The following is an 18,309-nucleotide window of genomic DNA, read 5'->3' on the forward strand; positions in this document are numbered from 1 at the left end:
GGTGGCCGCGAGGGAACGGGATGACGGGATACGGGCAGGCACACGGACCTCCTGGAGAGCAGCGGCCGACGCAGCGACGGACGGCTCACGGCCGGCCGGGCGGGCTGGGACGGGCGGCCTCGCCGGGACCGACCCGGGCGAGGGCGACGGCGGGCGGTCGCCCGCGGTCGGCTCACAGGAAGAAGCGCATGACCGGAAGGGTGCCATCGTGCGGACCGGGCTGCCACCGAATTACCGTCGGACCCGTGGGCTCACCTGACGTCGTCGTGATCGGGGGCGGGATCGCGGGGGCGTCCGTCGCCTTCGAGCTGGCCGCGGACCGCCGGGTCCTGTTGCTGGAGGGCGAGTCCGCGCTGGCCACGCACTCGACGGCCCGGTCGGCCGCGACCTACATCCCCGGCCACGGCCCGGCGCCCGTCCGGGCCCTGGTCGCCGCGAGCGGTCCGCGGTTCGCCGCGCTCGCCGCCGAGCTCGACACCTCGCCGCTGCTCACCCCGAACACGGTGGTCTGGGCGGGCTTCGACGGGGCGGGCGAACGCGGCGTCACCGCGCTGCTGGCCGAGCGGGAAGGGGAGCCGCTCGCCCCGGAACGTGTGGATCCCGATGCGGCACAGAGCATCTGTCCGCTGCTGCGGCCCGGCGTGGTGCGCGCGGCGGCGGTGACGAGCGCGTCGGCCGACGTCGACGCGGCGGGGTTGCACGCCGCGTACGTGCGCGGGCTGCGCCGCCGGGGCGGGGAGGTCCGCTCCGGGGCGCGGGTGGGATCGCTCGAGCGCCGGGGGACGACCTGGCGGGTGGACGTCCCGGACGGTCACGTCGAGGCGCCCGACGTCGTCGACGCCGCGGGGGCGTGGGCCGACGTCGTCGCGCAGGCCGCGGGCGTCGACCCGATCGGGCTGGTCCCGTTGCGCCGCACCGCCGCGATCGTCCCGGTCGCCGACGAGGCCGTACCCGCCGGCGGACGGCGGTCGATGGTCATCGAGGTGGGCGAGAGCTTCTACTTCAAGAGCGAGCCCGGCGGGCTGCTCGTCTCTCCCGGCGACGAGACGCCGTCGCCGCCGTGCGACGCCCGCCCCGACGAGGTCGACGTCGCGCTCGCCCTGGAACGCGTCGCCCCGGTGGTGACGGTGCCGGTGCGCTCGGTGCGCACGGCCTGGGCGGGGCTGCGCTCGTTCGTCGGCGACCGGCTGCCGGTCGTCGGTGCCCGCCCCGAGCACCCGGGGTTCCACTTCCTGGCCGGTCAGGGCGGGTCGGGCATCGAGTCGGCGCCGGCGCTCGGGGCACTGGCCGCGGCCGTCGTCACGGGCGCGCCCGTCCCTGCGGACATCGAGGTGGACCCGCGGGTGTTCAGCCCGACGCGGCTCGGTTGACGTGCGGTCCCGACCGTTGTAAGCGGATGCTCACAAGAGCTGGCACCATGGGGACCATGACCGCGACCACCACCGCCGGTGCCCAGGATCTGCCCGCCGTGTTCGACGGCGAGTTCTGGTCGGACCCCTACCCGGCCTACGCGGCGCTGCGCGAGAGGGCACCCGTGCGCCGGCTCGACCTGCCCGGTGGCCCGGTCTGGCTCGTCACCCGTTACGACGACGTGCGCACCGCGTTCACCGATCCCCGGTTCGCCAAGGACTGGCGGTGGACGCTGCCGCCCGAGCAGCGGGCCGACGCGCCGTCGACGCCGATGATGATCCTCATGGACCCGCCGGACCACACCCGGCTGCGCAAGCTGGTCAGCCGGTCGTTCACCGCGCGCCGGATGGCCGGGCTGCGCCCGCGGGTCGAGGAGATCGCCGCCGAGCTCGTCGCGGACCTGCCCGCCGAGGGGACCGTCGACCTCATCGCGCGCTACGCGTTCCTGCTGCCCGTCCGGGTCATCTGCGAGCTGCTCGGCGTCCCCGCGCAGGACCGCGACGAGTTCAGCGCCTGGTCGGCCACCATGGTCGACGACGCCCCGCAGGAGGCCAAGGGCGAGGCCTCGGCGATGATGGGCGCCTACCTGGGTGAACTCGCCGCACGCAAGGCCGCCGAGCCCGGTGACGACCTGCTCTCGGCGCTGGTCGCCGTCTCCGCGGACGACGACGACCGGCTCTCCGGCGAGGAGCTCGTCGCGATGGGCATGCTGCTGCTCATCGCGGGCCACGAGACCACCGTCAACCTCATCGGCAACGCCCTGCTGGGCCTGCTCACCCACGACGACCAGCTCGCGCTGCTGCGCGAGCGCCCGGAGCTGACCAAGGGCGCGGTCGAGGAGTTCCTGCGCTGGGACTCGCCCGTCGGGACCGCGCCCGTGCGGTTCACCACCGAGGACGTCGAGGTCGCGGGCACGACGATCCCGGGCGGCTCCGTCGTCATGCTCGGGATCGGGGCCGCCAACCGCGACCCGGACCGCTTCCCCGACGCCGACCGGCTCGACGTCGCCCGCGACGCCACCGGCCACGTCGCGTTCGGCCACGGCCTGCACTTCTGCCTGGGCGCACAGCTCGCGCGGATCGAGGGCGAGGTCGCGCTGCGGACCCTGCTCGACCGCTACCCGAGCCTCACCCTCGCGGCCGACGTCGACGATCTCGTGTACCGGCGCAGCACGCTCATCCGCGGGCTCAGCACGCTGCCGGTCGACCTGGGGTGAGGGCCGCTCACCGGAGCTCGGCGCCCGTCGCGGCGCGGACCTCGTCCTCGGTGACGCCGGGGGAGGTCTCGACCAGCACCAGGCCCTCGTCGGTGACGTCGACGACCGCGAGGTCGGTGACGATACGCGTGACGCAGGCCAGCCCCGTGACCGGCAGCGAGCACTCCTCGACGATCTTGGGTGCGCCGTCGCGCGCGGTGTGCTCCATCATCACGACGACCTTCGCCGCCCCGTGGACGAGATCCATCGCGCCGCCCATGCCCTTGACCAGCTTGCCGGGCACGGCCCAGTTCGCGAGGTCGCCACGCGCGCTGACCTGCATCGCGCCGAGGACCGCGACGTCGACGTGGCCGCCGCGGATCATCCCGAAGCTCGTCGACGAGCCGAAGAAGCTCGCCCCCGGCAGGACGGTCACGGTCTCCTTGCCCGCGTTGATCAGGTCGGCGTCGAGCTCGGCCTCGGTGGGGTACGGGCCCACGCCGAGGATGCCGTTCTCCGAGTGCAGGACGACCTCGCGGCCCGCCGGGATGTGCCCGGGCACGAGCGTCGGCATCCCGATGCCGAGGTTGACGTAGGCGCCGTCGGGCAGCTCGCGGGCCACCCGGGCGGCCAGCTCGTCGCGGGTCAGGGCCATCAGGACTCCTCGTCGGGAGCGGTGGGGCGCATCGTCCGGAACTCGATCTGCTTCTCCACGCCCGCGGCGTCCACGACGCGCTGGACGAAGATTCCGGGCGTGTGGATCTCGTCGGGGTCGAGCTCGCCGGGCTCGACGAGGTGCTCGACCTCGGCGATCGTGATGCGCCCCGCGGTGGCGCAGTCCGGGTTGAAGTTCCGCGAGCTCCGCCGGTACACGAGGTTGCCGTGCCGGTCGCCCTTCCAGGCGTGGACCAGCGCGAAGTCGGTGACGATCGCGTGCTCGAGCACGTAGGTCGTCCCGTCGAACTCGCGGGTCTCCTTGGCGGGTGAGCGCACCGCGACACTGCCGTCGGGGGCGTAGCGCCACGGCAGCCCGCCGTCGGCCACGAGCGTGCCGACGCCGGCCGGGGTGTAGAAGGCGGGGATCCCGGCGCCTCCCGCGCGCAGCCGCTCGGCCAGCGTGCCCTGCGGCGTCAGTTCCACCTCGACCTCGCCCGCCAGGTACTGCCGGGCGAACTCCTTGTTGTTGCCGACGTAGGAGCCGATGGTGCGCCGGATGCGGCCGGCGGCGAGCAGCGTGCCCAGGCCGAACCCGTCGACGCCCAGGTTGTTGCTCACCGTCTCCAGGTCGGTGGCGCCCTGCTCGAGCAGCGCGGCGACGAGCGTCACCGGCACGCCGGACATGCCGAAGCCGCCGACGGCCAGGGACGCGCCGTCGGGGATGTCGGCGACGGCCTCGGCCGCGGTGGCGACCACCTTGTCGATCACGCGATCACCGGACCGGGTACCAGGTCGCGGGCAACGGGTCGGGGCATGGCGCCCAGCCTAGTCAGACGTTCGGCAGACGTGCAGTTGTTCGGATAGCGCACACTCAGCGCAGGGCGTGGCCCAGCTCGGTGGTGTCCCCGACGACGGCCAGGGCGCCCGCCTCCTCCAGCTCGCCGGGCTCGGCGTAGCCCCACGCGACGCCCAGACAGGCGATCCCGTGTGCCGCCGAGCCCACGACGTCGGTGCTGCGGTCGCCGACCATGATCACGTGGTTCCCCGGTTCGGCGCCCAGGCGGCGCAGCGCCTCGGCGACGACGTCGGCCTTGGTCGGGCGGCGCGCGTCGAGGCTGTCGCCGGTGATCGTGGCGAACAGGTCGGTCCAGCCGTGGTGGGCCAGCACCTCCTCGGCGAAGACCTCGGCCTTGCTCGTCGCGAGCGCCAGCCGCACCCCGCCGGCGGACAGCTCCCGCAGCAGCGCGTCGATGCCCGGATAGGGGGTGCAGTCGTAGAGGCCCGCGTCGGCGTAGTGCCGGCGGTAGGTGACCAGCGCCTGCGCTGCCGTCTCCTCGTCGCCGACGATCGCCGGCAGCGTCGTGTAGAGCGGCGGCCCGAGCAGGTGACGGCCCACCGCGCCCGGGGCCGGGTCGACGCCCAGCTCGGCGAACGCGGCGTGCAGGGACCCGAGGATGCCGGGCGCGGAGTCGACGAGGGTGCCGTCGAGGTCGAGCAGGACGATCTCGGGTGCGGAGCCGTGGCGCGTGGTCACACCCTCCATCGTCGCCCCGCCCGGCCGCCCGGTCGGGCGCGGGTCCTCGCCCTACCCCGTGCCCAGCCGGCGCAGAGCCGCGGCGGTGGCGGCGTCGGCCGGGTGGAAGGTCTCGACGACCAGCTCCTCGACGGTGACGTCCGCGGCCGTCGTGACGTGCGCGGCGAGGGAGAACAGGGCGAGCTCGCCGTCGGCCGTCCGCAGCCGCAGCGGAACGACGACCGCGCCCGGCCCCGGCTCCTCGGCCGTCCCGCCGCCGTAGCCGGTCAGCTCGTCGAGCAGCGCACCGAGCGCCGGGTCGCCCGTCCGCTCGGCACGGCGCCGGACCTGGCCCAGCAGGTGCGCGCGCCACTGCGGGAGGTTCGCGATCCGCGGGGCCAGCCCGTCGGGGTGCAGGCTCACGCGCAGCACGTTCACGGGCGCGACGAGCAGGTGCGGGGCGCAGCCGTCGAGCAGCGCGGTGGCCGCGGCGTTGGCCTCGACGAGGTCCCAGTGCCGGTCGAGCAGCAGCGCCGGGTGCGGCAGGTGTGCGGCGAGGACGGCGCGCAGGGCGTCGCGGACATCGGCGAGCTCGGGGTCGTCGAGCCCGTGCTGGGGGTAGGCGGGGGCGAACCCGGCGGCGAGCAGCATCGCGTTGCGCTCGCGCAACGGGACCTCGAGGTCGTCGGCCAGGCGCAGGATCATCTGCGCCGTCGGACGGCTGCGGCCGGTCTCGATCCAGCTCAGGTGCCGCGTCGAGACCGCGGTCCGGTTCGACAGCTCCAGCTGGCTGAGCCGGCGGCGCTCGCGCCACTCCCGCAGCAGCGCGCCGACGGGCGCGGTCGAGGTCGTCACGGGCGCCGACGGTAGTGCGCGCAGGTCGCCGCGACGATGACCTCGGAGGTCATCGACCCGCCGCCGCCGGGCGCCGCAGGATCGATGCCGGCGCCGGGACGTCCGGTGCGGCGCAACGAAGGAGACCGAGATGACCGCCACGACCACGACGACCGGCACCCTCGTCGGGGACTACCTCGCCTGCTGGAACGAGACCGACCCGCAGGCCCGCCGCGCGCTGCTCGAGCGGCACTGGACCGCCGACGCCGCCTACACCGACCCGCTCGTCGACGTCACCGGCCACGACGCCGTCGCCGCCACGATCGCGGCGGTGCAGGACCAGTTCCCCGGGTTCGTGTTCACCCCCGTCGGACCCGTCGACGCCCACCACCGGCAGGCGCGCTTCTGCTGGGGCCTGGGTCCGGCGGGGGAGGAACCGCTCGTCGTCGGGTTCGACGTCGTCGTCACCGACGAGCAGGGCCGCATCGAGCGGGTCCTGGGCTTCCTGGACAAGGTCCCGGCCTGACCTCGGTGGGTACCCGGCGCGGCGCGGGGGACGGGTGGGCGCATCGCGTACGCTCGTTCGCATGCCGGACACCGGGATCGGGATGTTGGCGCCGCTGCTCGGGTCCGACCGCGTCGCGCGGACCGTCGACGCGGTCGCGTGGCTCACCGCGCTGATCGACGTCGAGGTCGCACTCTCGCACGCCGCGGCGGCCCACGGGCTCGTCGACGCCGCCGCCGTCGCGCACGTCGAGCGGGCCGCCGCCGCGCTGCGCGCCGACCTCGATCCCGCGGTGCTCGCCGGCGAGGCCGTCGAGGGCGGCAACCCGGTGATCCCGCTGGCCCGGCGGCTGCGCGCGGCGGCAGGCCCGGGCGCGCCGGCCGTGCACCCGGGGGCGACCAGCCAGGACGTCATGGACACGGCGCTCGTGCTGCTCGTCAGGACGGCGGCGGACGTGATCGGCGACGACCTCGCCGCGTGCGCGGACGCCGCCGCCGCGCTCGCCGCCGCCCATCGCGACACCCCGGCGATCGCGCGGACCCTGGGCCAGCAGGCCCTGCCGACGACGTTCGGCCTCGTCGCGGCGGGGTGGTGCGCCGGGCTCGACCGGGCCCGGGTGCAGCTCGGGAGCGTGGTCGCCGCGCTGCCCGTGCAGTTCGGCGGGTCGGCGGGGACGCTCGCGGCGTCGTACCCGCACGGCCCGGCGGTGGCCGACGCGCTCGCCGACCGGCTCGGCCTGCCCCGCCAGGACGTCCCGTGGCACACCGAGCGGACGCGGATCGGCGAGCTCGCGGCCGCGCTCGGCGTGGCCGCCGGGGCCTGCGCAAAGGTGGCGACCGACGTCGTGCTGCTGTCGGCGACCGAGGTCGGCGAGGTGGCCGAGGCCGCGCCGGGGGACTCGTCGTCCATGCCGCACAAGCGCAACCCGATCGCGGCGATCACCGCGCGGGCCTCGGCGCGCCGCGCCCCGGGGCTCGTCGCGACGCTGCTCGCCGCGTCCGACCACGAGCACCAGCGCGCAGCCGGTCCCTGGCACGCGGAGTGGCCCGCGCTGACCGACCTGCTGCTCGCCACCGGCGGGGCCGCCGCCCGGCTGCGGGTGTCGCTCGTCGGGCTGGGCGTCCACCCCGGGGCCATGGCGCGCAACCTCGCGCTGACCTCGCCGGACCCGACGCCGAGCCACGCGGGGGACCTCGTCGACCGGGTACTGGGGCGCCGGCCGTGAGCGCCCCGGATCGGGCGCTCTCGCCCGACCACGTCCAGTCGCTGGCCAGGGGCCTCGCGGTGATCCGGGCGTTCGACGCCACGCATCCGCGCCGGACCCTGGCCGACGTCGCCCGTGCCACCGGGCTGACCCGCGCCGCCGCCCGCCGGTTCCTGCTGACGCTGGCCGACCTCGGCTACGTCCGCACCGACGGCAGGCTGTTCTCGCTGACCCCGCGCGTGCTGGAGCTCGGCTACTCCTACCTCTCGGCGCTGACCCTGCCCGAGGTCGCGGGACCGCACCTGGAAGCGTTGTCGCGCAAGGTGGACGAGTCCGCGTCGCTCTCGGTGCTCGACGGGCCCGACATCGTCTACGTCGCCCGGGTCGCCGCCTCGCGGATCATGACCGTGGCGATCACGATCGGCACCCGGTTCCCCGCCTTCGCGACGTCGATGGGCCGGGTGCTGCTCGCCGCACTGCCCGCCGACGAGCGCGCCGGCCTGCTCGCGGCCCGGCCGCCGGAGTCGCTCACCCCGCACACGCTCGCCGACCCCGCGGCGGTCGAGGCCGCTGTCGCCGAGGCGGCGGTGTCCGGGTTCTGCTTCGTCGACCAGGAGCTGGACCTGGGCCTGCGCTCGATCGCGGTCCCGGTGCGCGACCGGACCGGCTCGGTGGTCGCGGCGGTCAACGTCAGCACGCACGCCTCGCGCCGCACCGCCGAGCAGGTGGTGGCCGACGTCCTGCCCGCGCTGCGCGCCTGCGCCGCCGCGATCGAGGCCGATCTCGCCCACGCCTGACTGCGCCGTCGCACGCCGCCCCCGCCGCAGGGCAGACTGCGCGGGTGGCGGAGCGCATGCTGACCCGGGGCGAGCTCAACCGGGCGCTGCTCGCCCGGCAGGGGCTGCTGGAACGGGCTCTGATCACCCCCGCGAAGGCGGTCGAGCGCTTCGGCGGCCTGCAGACCCAGCACGCGCCGTCGGCCTACGTCGGGCTGTGGTCACGGGTCGAGGGCTTCGCCCGCGAGGACCTCACCGCGGCGCTGACGACCGGCCGGGTCGTGCAGGGCTGGATGATGCGGTGCACGATCCACATGGTCTCGCGCGCCGACTACGCACCGCTGACGGCGGCGGTCCGGCTGCCGCGTCGCGCCGACTGGCTGCGGACCCACAAGGGCCAGCGCGAGGAGCAGCTCGTGGCCGCCACGGCCGTCGTGCGCGACGTGCTGGCCGCCGGGCCCGCGGCACAGCCCACGCTGGTCGCCGCGCTGCGCGACGCGGGGATCGACCCGGCGGTCTTTCCCGGCACCCAGCTGTGGACGGACCTGGTCCGCGTCCCGCCCGCCGGGACATGGGAGCGGCCGCGGGCGCACGTCTACGCGCCGGCGGCGGCGCACCTGGGTACGGCGGCTCCCGCGGCCGTACCCGAGCCGCCGGAGGTCGTCGCGGCGGGGGAGGAGCTGCTGGTCCGGCGCTACCTGCGGGCGTTCGGCCCCGGGTCGGCGAGCGACGTCGCCCGCTACGCCGGACTCACCGTCGGGGCCACGCGAGCGGTACTGGCGCGGCTCGACCTGCGCCGGCTGCGCGCCGAGAACGGCGAGGAGCTCGTCGACCTGCCGCGTGCCCCGCTCCCGGCGGCCGACGTCGAGGCGCCCGTCCGTTTTCTGTCGACGTACGACGCCGTGCTGCTGCTCGGCCACGCGACGCGCGCGGGCATCCTGCCCGCCGAGTTCCGCGACCGCGTGTTCCACGTCCGGATGCCCCGCTCGACGCCGACGTTCCTCGTCGACGGCCGGGTCGCGGGGGCCTGGCGGTTCGACGACGGACGGGTGCGGACCGAGCCGTTCGTCCCGCTGTCGTCCGCCGCCGCCCGCGACGTCGCGGACGAGGCCGAGCGCCTCACCGCGTTCCACGCCCGCTGATCCCGGCCACCGTGTCCGACGGGCTCTCGCTGCAGCGCGACGTCGGATGCCCGCACCGGTACGAGCCGGCGCGGGCGGGTGGGCGGGTTCGCCGTCATCGGCGGTGTCGGGTCATCGGCGGTGTCGGGTCGTGTCCGGTCGCCGGTGGGCTCAGCGCACCCGCAGGTGGATGTCGGCGGGGGCGTCGCCGTGGGCGCGCAGCTCGGCGACGAGCCGTTCGACGTCGCGGTCGTGCCCGCCCGACGGCAGGATCCCGGAGAACGGGGCCGCGGGCCGGAACTGGTAGAGCCGGAAACGACGGCGGCCGTCGCGGTGCGCCCGCACGGACGCGACGACGACGAGGGCGATCAGGGCCAGGACGATCAGCGAGAGCATCATGGCAGGAATTGTGTGCGGAGCGAGTTTCTGCCAACAGATGGCGGGAAGTCATCCTTCGACAAGATTCGGCCATAGACTGTGGTCATGTTGCGCAGCGTCGCCGCCCTCGTCCTCCCCGAGATGGCGGTCTTCGAGTTCGGCGTGATCTGCGAGGTCTTCGGCCTCGACCGCTCCGACGACGGGCTGCCCGTGCTCGACTTCCGGATCTGCGGTCCCGAGGCCGGCGTCGCGCTACGGACGACGTCGGGGGGCCGGCTCATCCCCGACCACGGGCTCGACGGGCTGCGCGGCGCCGATCTCGTCGCCGTCGGCGCCACCCGGCTGCGGGAGTTCCCCGACGAGGTCCTCGACGCGCTGCGCGCGGCCCACGCCGACGGCGCGACGATCCTGTCGGTGTGCTCGGGCGTCTTCGTCCTCGGGGCCGCGGGCCTGCTCGACGGGCGGCGCTGCTCGGTGCACTGGAACGCCGTCGACGAGCTGCGCGCCCGCCACCCGCTCGCGCAGGTCGACCCGGACGTCCTGTTCGTCGACGACGGCGACCTCGTCACCAGCGCAGGCACCGCCGCGGGCATCGACGCGTGCCTGCACCTGGTCCGGCGCGAGCTGGGCAGCGCCGTCGTCAACGGCATCGCGCGCCGGATGGTCGTCCCCCCGCAGCGCGACGGCGGTCAGCGTCAGTACGTCGACCAGCCGGTCCCGGAGTGCACCATCGACACCCTGGCACCCGTCCTGGAGTGGATGCTGGAGAACATCGACCAGGACCACACCGTCGGCGCGCTCGCCGCCCGGGCGGGCATGTCGGGGCGCACCTTCGCCCGGCGGTTCGCCGCCGAGACCGGGACGACGCCCGTCCGCTGGCTGACGTTGCAGCGCGTCCTGCGGGCGCAGCGGTTGCTCGAGGACACCGACCTGTCGGTCGAGGAGATCGCCCGCGACACCGGCTTCGGCGGCGCCGCGCTGCTGCGGCACCACTTCCGCCGCCGCCTCGGCGTGGCGCCCGCGGACTACCGGCGTTCCTTCCGGGCGTGCGGGCCCGCGGAGGTCGCCGCCGGGTTGGCCTCGGCAGGGTCGTGACCTGCGGAGAAGCCCAGCAGAGTGGCGCGATCGATGTTCGCGGCGGCACCCGTCATGTAGAAATAGCGCGGTGGCCGGGCCGTCCCCCCGGCCTGCGAGGAGATCGAATGACATCCGCCCAGCCGAGGGTCGCCGTGATCGGGGCAGGCCCGTCCGGCCTCTACGCCGCGGCCGCCCTGCTCGCCTCCGCATCGGAGACGGGCGTCGTCGTCGACGTGCTCGACCGTCTGCCCGCGCCGTACGGGCTGGTCCGCTACGGCGTCGCTCCCGACCACGTGAAGATGAAGTCGGTCATCCGGGTGCTGCAGCGCCCGTTCGACCCCGCAGAGGTCCATTTCCTCGGCAACGTCCCCGTCGGCCGTGACGACGGTGGGCTCCCGCTCGACGTGCTGCGCGAGCACTACCACGCGATCGTGTGGGCCACGGGCAGCTCCATCGACCGCGGCCTCGGCATCCCCGGGGAGGAACTGGCCGGCAGCGTCGGCTCCGGGCAGGTCGTGAGCTGGTACTCCGGGCACCCCGACCACCTCGGGTCGGCGCCGCCGCTCGACCATCCCGGGGTCGCCGTGGTCGGGGCCGGCAACGTCGCGCTCGACGTGGCCCGGGTGCTCGCCAAGAGCGCCGACGAGATGGCCGCCACCGACATCCCCGACAACGTGCTCGCCGCCCTGCGCGAGAGCGCCGTGCGCGACGTGCACATCCTGATCCGGCGCGGGCCGCAGCACGTCAAGTTCACCCCGGCCGAGCTGCGCCAGATCGGCGAGCTCGCCCACGCCGACGTGGTCGTGCACGACGACGACCTGCTCGCGGGGGAGGGGCCCGACCGCACCGGCATCGACGACCGGCGCCAGCACCAGAACCTCGACATGCTCACCGAGTGGGCGGCCGCCGACATCGAGGAGGGCCGGCCGCGTCGCATCCACCTGCGGTTCCTGCGCAGCCCGGTCCGCATCCTGGGTACCGCGGGCCGGGTGAGCGGGCTGGTCGTGGAGCGCAACGAGATCGTCGACGGCCGCGTCGTCGGGACCGGCGAGGAGGAGACGCTCGACGTCGGTCTCGTCGTGCGGGCCATCGGGTACTCGGCCGAGCCGATCCCCGGCCTGCCGTTCGACGAGCGTTCCGGCACCGTGCCCAACGAGGCCGGCCGCGTCGTGCAGGACGGGCATCCCGTCCCGGGTGCCTATGTCACCGGCTGGATCAAGCGCGGTCCCAGCGGGGTCATCGGCACCAACAAGGGCGATGCGGTCGAGACGGTCGAGAAGCTCCTGGAGGACCTGCCCGACCTGCCCGACCCGAAGGCGCCCGACCGGGAGGACCTCCTGGCCTCCCTGGCGGCCCACGGCATCGAGCCCGTCGACTGGACCGCGTGGCTGCGGCTCGACGCCGAGGAGGTTCGCCTCGGCGGCGTCCGCGGCGGCGCCGACCGGGTCAAGGTCGCAGAGCTCGCGGCCATGATCGAGGCCTGCCGGGGCGCCTGACCCGCCCGCCCCCGCACCGCGTGCCGGTGCGGCGGGCGGCCGGAGCGGTCCGATCTCCGACCGGTCGGGTACGCGTGCCCGGTCCGGTGCTCGAGGCCCCCGCCGAGACGTTCCGGCGGGGACCTCGGCTCGCGCACGCGGTCCGGCCCGTCGAGTGGCCGGCACCGCGTTACGGTCCCGGGGGGTCAGGAGGGGTCGACGGCCAGCACCGACGGGTGCGCGCGCAGCCGGTCGGCGAACGCCGGGGCCTCCGTGTCGGTCATCGAGACCGTCGCGAACACGGAGCTGTAGGGGATCCCCTCCCGGACCTCGACGGAGAAGTCGCGGACGGGCAACCCGCAGTCGCGCAACGTCTCGGCTGCGGCGAGGGCGCCGGTGAGACCGCCGGAGACGACGATCTCGTAGCGGCGGTGCATGCGGAAACCGGGGGACGGGCGGCGGTCGTCGAGTAGGGTCATCGGGGACTCCGGACGGGGTTCGCGGAAGCGGGAACCCGAGCCAGGTCTCGGAACGAGGGACGCCGCGCGGGTGGGCGGCGGAACGAGCGCGCAGGCGACCTGGCTAGCCGACGCGCGAGGCTACTACCTCAGCGCGCGGAGCGATGAACTCGTCGAGGCGCACGGACCTGACCGTAGCAACGCATCCCGCCGCGATCAACCTCGGCGGCCCTTCGCGTGTCCGGCGGCGTCGGATCGATGGTCTACGATCCGGTTCAACAGGTTTATTTGTCGTCCTGTTTCCGGGTTGGCCGGAGGACGGCCGCGGGACGGCGAGCGGTCGCCACGGATCGAGCTGCGGGAGGTCACTCGGTGACGGCGGAGGACAGCGCCGGGAACGGCGCCGGGTCGCCTGTCGGCCGGCAGCTGCGGGTCCCCAAGATGGCCGAGCTCGTCGCCGGACACCTGCGCCGGCAGATCATCCGTGGTGAGCTGGCCGCGGGCGACGCGCTGCCGTCGGAGGCCGCGCTCATGGAGCAGTTCCAGGTCTCGCGCCCGACGCTGCGGGAGGCGTTCCGCGTCCTGGAGTCGGAGTCGCTCATCAGCGTGCGCCGCGGCGCCCACGGGGGCGCGCGCGTCCAGGTGCCCGACGCCGACGTCGCCGCGCGCTACGCGGGGTTCATCCTCGAGTACCGCGGCACCACGCTGGAGGACGTCTACGACGCCCGGCTCGTCCTCGAGCCGCCCTGCGTGGCCCTGCTGGCCGAGCGCCGCACCGAGCAGGACGTGGCGCGGCTGCGCGAGGCCCTTACGGCGCACGACGCGGTCCGCGACGACCACGACCGCACCATCCGGACCCACATGGCGTTCCACACGCTCCTGACCGAACTCACCCGCAACCAGACGCTGCAGGTCCTGATCGGGATGATCGACCACATCATCGCGCTGGCGAACTGGTCGCACGTGTCCAGCGACGCCGGGACCCCGGCCCACCTGCGGGCCATCCGCCGCGGCCTGCGGGCCCACCACCTCGTCGTGGACTACATCGAGGCACGCGACGCGGTCGCCGCGGAGGCGTTGTGGCGCAAGCACCTGGAGGAGGCGCGCGACTACCTGTTGCGCGCGGACGTCCGGACGGTCCTGGACCTGCTCGGCTGACCCGGCCGGGGCGCCCCCGCCCCCGCCCGGCCCGCCGGGGCCTGCCCGGCCGCCGAGCCCGCTCACGACGAAGGCCCCGTCCGAACGTGTCCGTTCGGGCGGGGCCTCGTCGTCTGTCCGGTGACCGGAGCTAGTCGGTCGTGTCCTTCGGCCGACCGGCGTCGGGACGACCGGCCAGTGCCGGCGCCTCCGACCGCTGCTCGATGGCCTCGAGCTCGGCGTGGTGGGCCTCCGCGCGGGCCCTGGCCAGCGCGACGGTCTCCTCGACCGGGTCCGGGGTGAGCAGCGACCCGGGGACCGCCTCACCCGCCGACCCCAGCTGGTTCATCCGCTTGGGCACCGCCGCGCCCTGGTAGGCCAGCGGGATGGCGTGCCCGTGCGAGTCGACACCGGCCAGCGGCTGGTGCACCTCGATGAACTCGCCGTGCGGCAGCCGCTTGATGATGCCGGTCTCGATGCCGTGCTCGAGGACCGCGCGGTCGGACCGCTGCAGGCCGATGCAGATCCGGTAGGTGACCCAGTAGGCGATCGGCGGGACCACCAGCAGGCCGAGGCGCCCGGCCCAGGTCGTCGCGTTGAGCGAGACGTGGAAGAAGTAGGCGATCCAGTCGTTGACGCCCGAGAGCACCAGCCAGCCGTAGAAGGCGATGGCCATGACGCCCAGCGAGGTGCGGACCGGCGCGTCGCGCGGGCGCTGCAGCAGGTTGTGCAGGGCGTTGTCCTTGGTGAACCGCCGCTCGATCGCGGGGTAGATCGCCGCGACGACGAAGGGCAGCGGCAGGAACGCCGCCGTGCCCCAGAACGCCGCGGGCACCGTGTAGTTCCCCAGGTACAGCTCCCACGGCGGGAAGATGCGCGCCATGCCCTCGGTGAACAGCACGTACCAGTCGGGCTGCGAGCCCGCCGAGATGTGCGACGGGTCGTAGGGGCCGAAGTTCCAGATCGGGTTGATCTGGAACAGGCCCGCCATCAGCCCGATGACGCCGACGGTGACGGCGAAGAACGCGCCACCCTTCGCGGCGAACGTCGGCAGGATGCGGACGCCGACGACGTTGTGCTCGGTGCGGCCGGGGCCGGGGAACTGCGTGTGCTTCTGGTACCAGACCAGGCCGACGTGCACGGCGATGAGCGCGAGCAGGATCCCCGGGATCAGCAGCACGTGCAGGATGTAGAAGCGCGGGATGATCTCGGTGCCCGGGAACTCGCCGCCGAAGAGCAGCCACTGCAGCCACGTGCCGATGATCGGCGCCGTCATCGTGATGCCGGACATGATCCGCAGGCCGGTACCCGACAGCAGGTCGTCGGGGAGCGAGTAGCCGGTCAGGCCCTCGAAGAAGCCCAGCAGGATCAGCAGCACGCCGATCAGCCAGTTCGTCTCCCGCGGCTTGCGGAAGGCACCGGTGAAGAACGTGCGGAACATGTGCACGAGCATCGCGGCCATGAACAGCAGCGCGGCCCAGTGGTGCACCTGCCGCACGAACAGCCCGCCGCGCACGTCCATGGAGATCGTGACGGTGCTCTCGAACGCCTTCGACATGTGCACGCCGCGCAGGTTGTCGAACGCGCCGTTGTAGGTGACCTCGGTCATCGACGGGTCGAAGAACAGCGCCAGATACGTGCCCGACAGCAGGAGCACGATGAAGCTGTACAGCGCGATCTCACCGAGCATGAACGACCAGTGCGTCGGGAAGACCTTGTTGAACTGCTTGCGCAGCCCCGCCGCCGGGTGGAACCGCTGGTCCAGCTCGTCGAGTGCCACCCCGGCCCTGGCCTGCAGTCCGCCGGAGGAGGTGGTGGGCGTCGTGATCGAACTCATGATCTGCGCTCCCAGAATGCGGGGCCGACGGCTTCGTGGAAGTCACTCGTGGCGATGAAGTAGCCCTCGTCGTCCACCGTGATCGGCAGCTGCGGCAGCGCCCGGGTGGCCGGCCCGAACACAGGGCGAGCGTACTCCGTGGCCAGGAACTGCGACTGGTGACAAGGGCAGAGGATGCGGTTGTCCTGCGCCTCGTACAGCGAGGTCGGGCAGCCCAGGTGCGTGCAGATCTTCGAGAAGGCGTAGTAGTCGCCGTAGTTGAAGTTCTCCTGGCCCGCGCGCTTGACGACCTTCGTGCCCGGCCGCAGGCGGATCAGCATGACGGGCGCGTCGCCGGCCTTCTGCGCCTTGAGCAGCGCCTCCTCGTCGTGCTGCTCGGAGAGCCGGTACGGGAACACCGTCTGCATCGAGCCCGGCTCCATGTCCTCGGGCCGGACACGCCGGATGTCCTCGAGGTCGCCGGTGTCGGCGCGCATGTAGACCGTCTCGCCGTTGGTCGACTTCCAGCCCGTGATCCACAGCGGCGAGTTCGGGCCGTCCTTCCACGGGTTGCGGATCAGCGGGCCGATGGCCGCGATCCCAAGCCCGATGCCGAACAGGCCCGCCGCCGCGCCGGCCGACCGCTTGATGACGGTCCGCCGGGCGATCGTGGTGTCCTTGCCGGCCGCCGCGAGCTGGGCCATCACGGTCCTGCGGGCGACCTCGTCGGACGGGCCGTCGTGGCGCTGCTGGACCGAGACCTCGCTCGGGAAGAACTTCTTGACGTAGGAGATCACGCCGATACCCAGCGCCAGCACGGCGAGGCCGAACGTGACGCCGACGACCGGGGTGTAGAGCGAGTACATCCGGTAGCCGGGCTGGTCTGGCGCGACGTACTCGTGCGGCCACCAGATGAACGCGATCACGAACGCCAGTGCCGAGAGCGCCGACAGCGTGAACCAGCCGGCGACGGCGCGCTCCGCGCGCTTCTCCGCCCGCGTCCCCGGAACGGGGAACTTGGGCGCGTTGTGCTGGACGTCGACGTCGTCGAGGTCACCGGCGAGCCGCGCGAGCTGCTCGGGCGTCATCTCCTCGAGCTCCGCCGCCGTGGGGGCGGACGTGACGCCGCCCTCACCCGTCGTAGCGCCACTCATTGCTTGGCTCCCAACCACATTGCGAAACCGACGATCGCGGCCAGGCCGACGACGAAGGCGATCACGCCCTCCGAGGTCGGGCCGATGCCGCCGAGCCCGGAACCACCCACGTCGTTGTTGCCGTCACTGACGGACTTGATGTAGGCGATGATGTCCTTCTTCTCCTGCGGCGAGAGCTGCGCGTCGGAGAACTTGGGCATGTTCTGCGGCCCCGTGAGCATGGCCGCGTAGATCTGGTCCTCGTTGGCCGGGTCGAGCGACGGCGCGAACTTGCCGGAGGACAGGGCGCCACCGCGGCCGGTGAAGTTGTGGCACGAGGCGCAGTTGAGCCGGAACAGCTCGCCGCCACGGGCCGGGTCGTCGCCGCGCAGCGCCTCGCCGGTGGCCGCGGGGAGCTGCGGACCGCCACCGTTGGCCTGCACGAACGCGCCCAGGGCCGCCAGGTTGTCGGCGCCCTCCTGCGTGTGCGGGTCGAACGTCTGCGTCGGAGGCTTGCGCATCGCCTGCGCCTCCTGGCGGGCGAGCGGCATGCGGCCGGAGGAGACCTGGAAGTAGACCGCGGCGTCGCCCACGCCGACCAGGCTCGGGCCGCGGTCCTGCACGCCCTGCAGGTTCGCGCCGTGGCACGTGATGCAGGCGTTGTTGTAGAGGTCCTGGCCCTTCGCGATCGTCGCGGCGTCCGCCGCCTGCGCGACCGCGGTCTGCGGGGCCGGCTCGACGACCGAGTACAGGGCGCCGACCGACAGCAGCCCGATACCCAGCGCGAGTGCTCCGGCGAGCCGGCGCCGCACCTTGCCGTGCGGTCGTCGGCCGCGGCGGGACCGCGGCTCAGGTGGTGTGGTGGTCGTGGGTTCCATCGTCGGCGTCGTCCAACCCTCGCGTCGTTTTCGGGGCGCTTGCGCTGCAGGCCTAGCGGATGAAGTAGATGACGGCGAACAGGCCCACCCAGACGACGTCGACGAAGTGCCAGTAGTACGACACGACGATCGCCGCGGTGGCCTGGGCCGGTGTGAACTTGCTGAGCTTGGTGCGGATGAGCAGGTAGACGAACGCCACCAGCCCGCCGGTGACGTGCAGGGCGTGGAAGCCCGTCGCGAGGTAGAAGACCGTGCCGTAGGCGCTGGACGCGATCGTCGTGTGGTGCTCGAAGATCAGCGTGCGGTACTCGTTGGCCTGCCCGAGGACGAACAGCGCGCCCATGATCAACGTGAGCAGGTACCAGCGGCGCAGCCCGAACACGTCGCCGCGCTCGGCCGCGAAGACACCGAACTGGCACGTGAACGACGACGCGACCAGCACGATGGTCACGACGAGCGCGTACGGCACGTCCAGCTCGGTGGGCGGCGGCGGCCACTCGCCGACGTTCTGGGCCCGCGCGGTGAAGTAGATCGAGAACAGCCCGGCGAAGAACATCAGCTCGCTGGACAGCCAGACGATGGTGCCGATGCTGACCAGGTTCGGGCGGTTCAGCGAGTGGATCCGCGCGCTGATGTTGGGGGCGGCTGTCGTCACCGGGGCATTATGACCCCACCCGAACTTCTACAGCCTGTCGGGGGACCAGGGAGCTGCGTCACTTCCCGGGCGGCGTCCTCCGGGGTG

19 protein-coding genes are annotated in these 18,309 nt (G+C 73.7%); 9 read left to right on the forward strand and 10 right to left on the reverse strand.

The features are described 5' to 3' along the window. Positions 1–245 precede the first annotated feature (245 nt). Positions 246–1,370: an NAD(P)/FAD-dependent oxidoreductase gene (locus PSD17_RS03885; RefSeq protein ID WP_339121586.1), complete on the forward strand. Its 1,125-nt coding sequence runs from the start codon at positions 246–248 to the stop codon at positions 1,368–1,370. A 47-nt stretch (positions 1,371–1,417) separates the two neighbouring features. Then, entirely contained in the window at positions 1,418–2,626 is a 1,209-nt protein-coding gene (locus PSD17_RS03890) for a cytochrome P450 family protein (RefSeq protein ID WP_445260989.1), read from the forward strand. 7 nt (positions 2,627–2,633) lie between these two features. On the opposite strand, the gene PSD17_RS03895 is transcribed toward PSD17_RS03890, so the two are convergent. The 4 genes from PSD17_RS03895 to PSD17_RS03910 all read right to left on the reverse strand — a co-directional run bounded on the left by PSD17_RS03895 (position 2,634) and on the right by PSD17_RS03910 (position 5,630). Next, positions 2,634–3,260 (reverse strand): CoA transferase subunit B, encoded by a 627-nt coding sequence (locus PSD17_RS03895; RefSeq protein ID WP_013674865.1) that lies wholly within the window; start codon positions 3,258–3,260, stop codon positions 2,634–2,636. Next, on the reverse strand, positions 3,260–4,030 hold the full coding sequence (locus tag PSD17_RS03900) for a CoA transferase subunit A (RefSeq protein WP_013674866.1): 771 nt from the start codon (positions 4,028–4,030) through the stop codon (positions 3,260–3,262). The genes PSD17_RS03895 and PSD17_RS03900 overlap by 1 nt, the downstream gene beginning before the upstream one ends. A 103-nt stretch (positions 4,031–4,133) precedes the next feature. Beyond that, positions 4,134–4,805: an HAD hydrolase-like protein gene (locus PSD17_RS03905; RefSeq protein WP_103381547.1), complete on the reverse strand. Its 672-nt coding sequence runs from the start codon at positions 4,803–4,805 to the stop codon at positions 4,134–4,136. 42 nt (positions 4,806–4,847) lie between these two features. After that, positions 4,848–5,630, reverse strand: coding sequence for a helix-turn-helix domain-containing protein (locus PSD17_RS03910; protein WP_013674868.1), 783 nt, complete (start codon positions 5,628–5,630; stop codon positions 4,848–4,850). A 130-nt stretch (positions 5,631–5,760) separates the two neighbouring features. Here PSD17_RS03910 and PSD17_RS03915 point away from each other — a divergent pair, with 130 nt between their 5' ends. The 4 genes from PSD17_RS03915 (at position 5,761) to PSD17_RS03930 (ending at position 9,236) form a co-directional block, all read left to right on the forward strand. Next, entirely contained in the window at positions 5,761–6,135 is a 375-nt protein-coding gene (locus PSD17_RS03915; protein ID WP_103381548.1) for a nuclear transport factor 2 family protein, read from the forward strand. Between the two features lie 61 nt (positions 6,136–6,196). Continuing rightward, a complete protein-coding gene (locus PSD17_RS03920) occupies positions 6,197–7,339 on the forward strand; it encodes a lyase family protein (protein ID WP_339121592.1) in 1,143 nt (380 codons plus the stop codon). Further along, a complete protein-coding gene (locus PSD17_RS03925; protein WP_339121594.1) occupies positions 7,336–8,115 on the forward strand; it encodes an IclR family transcriptional regulator domain-containing protein in 780 nt (259 codons plus the stop codon). The genes PSD17_RS03920 and PSD17_RS03925 overlap by 4 nt, the downstream gene beginning before the upstream one ends. A gap of 44 nt (positions 8,116–8,159) precedes the next feature. Next, entirely contained in the window at positions 8,160–9,236 is a 1,077-nt protein-coding gene (locus PSD17_RS03930; protein ID WP_339121596.1) for a winged helix DNA-binding domain-containing protein, read from the forward strand. A 150-nt stretch (positions 9,237–9,386) separates the two neighbouring features. On the opposite strand, the gene PSD17_RS03935 is transcribed toward PSD17_RS03930, so the two are convergent. Further along, complete coding sequence (locus PSD17_RS03935) at positions 9,387–9,614, reverse strand: hypothetical protein (RefSeq protein ID WP_339121598.1); 228 nt, start codon at positions 9,612–9,614, stop codon at positions 9,387–9,389. Positions 9,615–9,698: 84 nt separating this feature from the next. On the opposite strand from PSD17_RS03935, the gene PSD17_RS03940 reads away from it, so the two are divergent. Both PSD17_RS03940 and PSD17_RS03945 read left to right on the forward strand, forming a co-directional pair. Continuing rightward, positions 9,699–10,688, forward strand: coding sequence for a helix-turn-helix domain-containing protein (locus PSD17_RS03940; RefSeq protein WP_013674874.1), 990 nt, complete (start codon positions 9,699–9,701; stop codon positions 10,686–10,688). A gap of 107 nt (positions 10,689–10,795) precedes the next feature. Beyond that, entirely contained in the window at positions 10,796–12,166 is a 1,371-nt protein-coding gene (locus PSD17_RS03945; RefSeq protein ID WP_013674875.1) for an FAD-dependent oxidoreductase, read from the forward strand. A 185-nt stretch (positions 12,167–12,351) separates the two neighbouring features. Here PSD17_RS03945 and PSD17_RS03950 read toward each other — a convergent pair whose 3' ends face one another. Then, positions 12,352–12,624 carry a hypothetical protein gene (locus PSD17_RS03950; RefSeq protein ID WP_103381551.1) on the reverse strand — a complete coding sequence of 91 codons (273 nt, stop codon included), beginning with the start codon at positions 12,622–12,624 and terminating at the stop codon, positions 12,352–12,354. A 351-nt stretch (positions 12,625–12,975) separates the two neighbouring features. Here PSD17_RS03950 and PSD17_RS03955 point away from each other — a divergent pair, with 351 nt between their 5' ends. Then, positions 12,976–13,761 (forward strand): FadR/GntR family transcriptional regulator, encoded by a 786-nt coding sequence (locus PSD17_RS03955; protein ID WP_013674877.1) that lies wholly within the window; start codon positions 12,976–12,978, stop codon positions 13,759–13,761. Positions 13,762–13,891: 130 nt separating this feature from the next. Here the strand turns inward: PSD17_RS03955 and qcrB are convergent, their stop codons facing one another. Genes qcrB through ctaE form a run of 4 tightly spaced genes read right to left on the reverse strand, consistent with a single transcriptional unit; the run spans position 13,892 to position 18,222 of the window. Continuing rightward, entirely contained in the window at positions 13,892–15,577 is a 1,686-nt protein-coding gene (gene qcrB, locus PSD17_RS03960; protein WP_013674878.1) for a cytochrome bc1 complex cytochrome b subunit, read from the reverse strand. After that, positions 15,574–16,710: a cytochrome bc1 complex Rieske iron-sulfur subunit gene (qcrA, locus tag PSD17_RS03965; RefSeq protein WP_013674879.1), complete on the reverse strand. Its 1,137-nt coding sequence runs from the start codon at positions 16,708–16,710 to the stop codon at positions 15,574–15,576. The genes qcrB and qcrA overlap by 4 nt, the downstream gene beginning before the upstream one ends. Beyond that, the gene (qcrC, locus tag PSD17_RS03970) at positions 16,707–17,567 is read right to left on the reverse strand and encodes a cytochrome bc1 complex diheme cytochrome c subunit (RefSeq protein WP_013674880.1); all 861 of its coding nucleotides are present in this window, start codon (positions 17,565–17,567) and stop codon (positions 16,707–16,709) included. Before qcrC ends, qcrA begins: the two co-directional genes overlap by 4 nt. A 52-nt stretch (positions 17,568–17,619) precedes the next feature. After that, entirely contained in the window at positions 17,620–18,222 is a 603-nt protein-coding gene (ctaE, locus tag PSD17_RS03975) for an aa3-type cytochrome oxidase subunit III (protein WP_013674881.1), read from the reverse strand. Positions 18,223–18,309: the final 87 nt, after the last annotated feature.

The organism is Pseudonocardia sp. D17 (genome assembly GCF_036984265.1).
In the GTDB taxonomy this organism is placed as follows: domain Bacteria; phylum Actinomycetota; class Actinomycetes; order Mycobacteriales; family Pseudonocardiaceae; genus Pseudonocardia; species Pseudonocardia benzenivorans.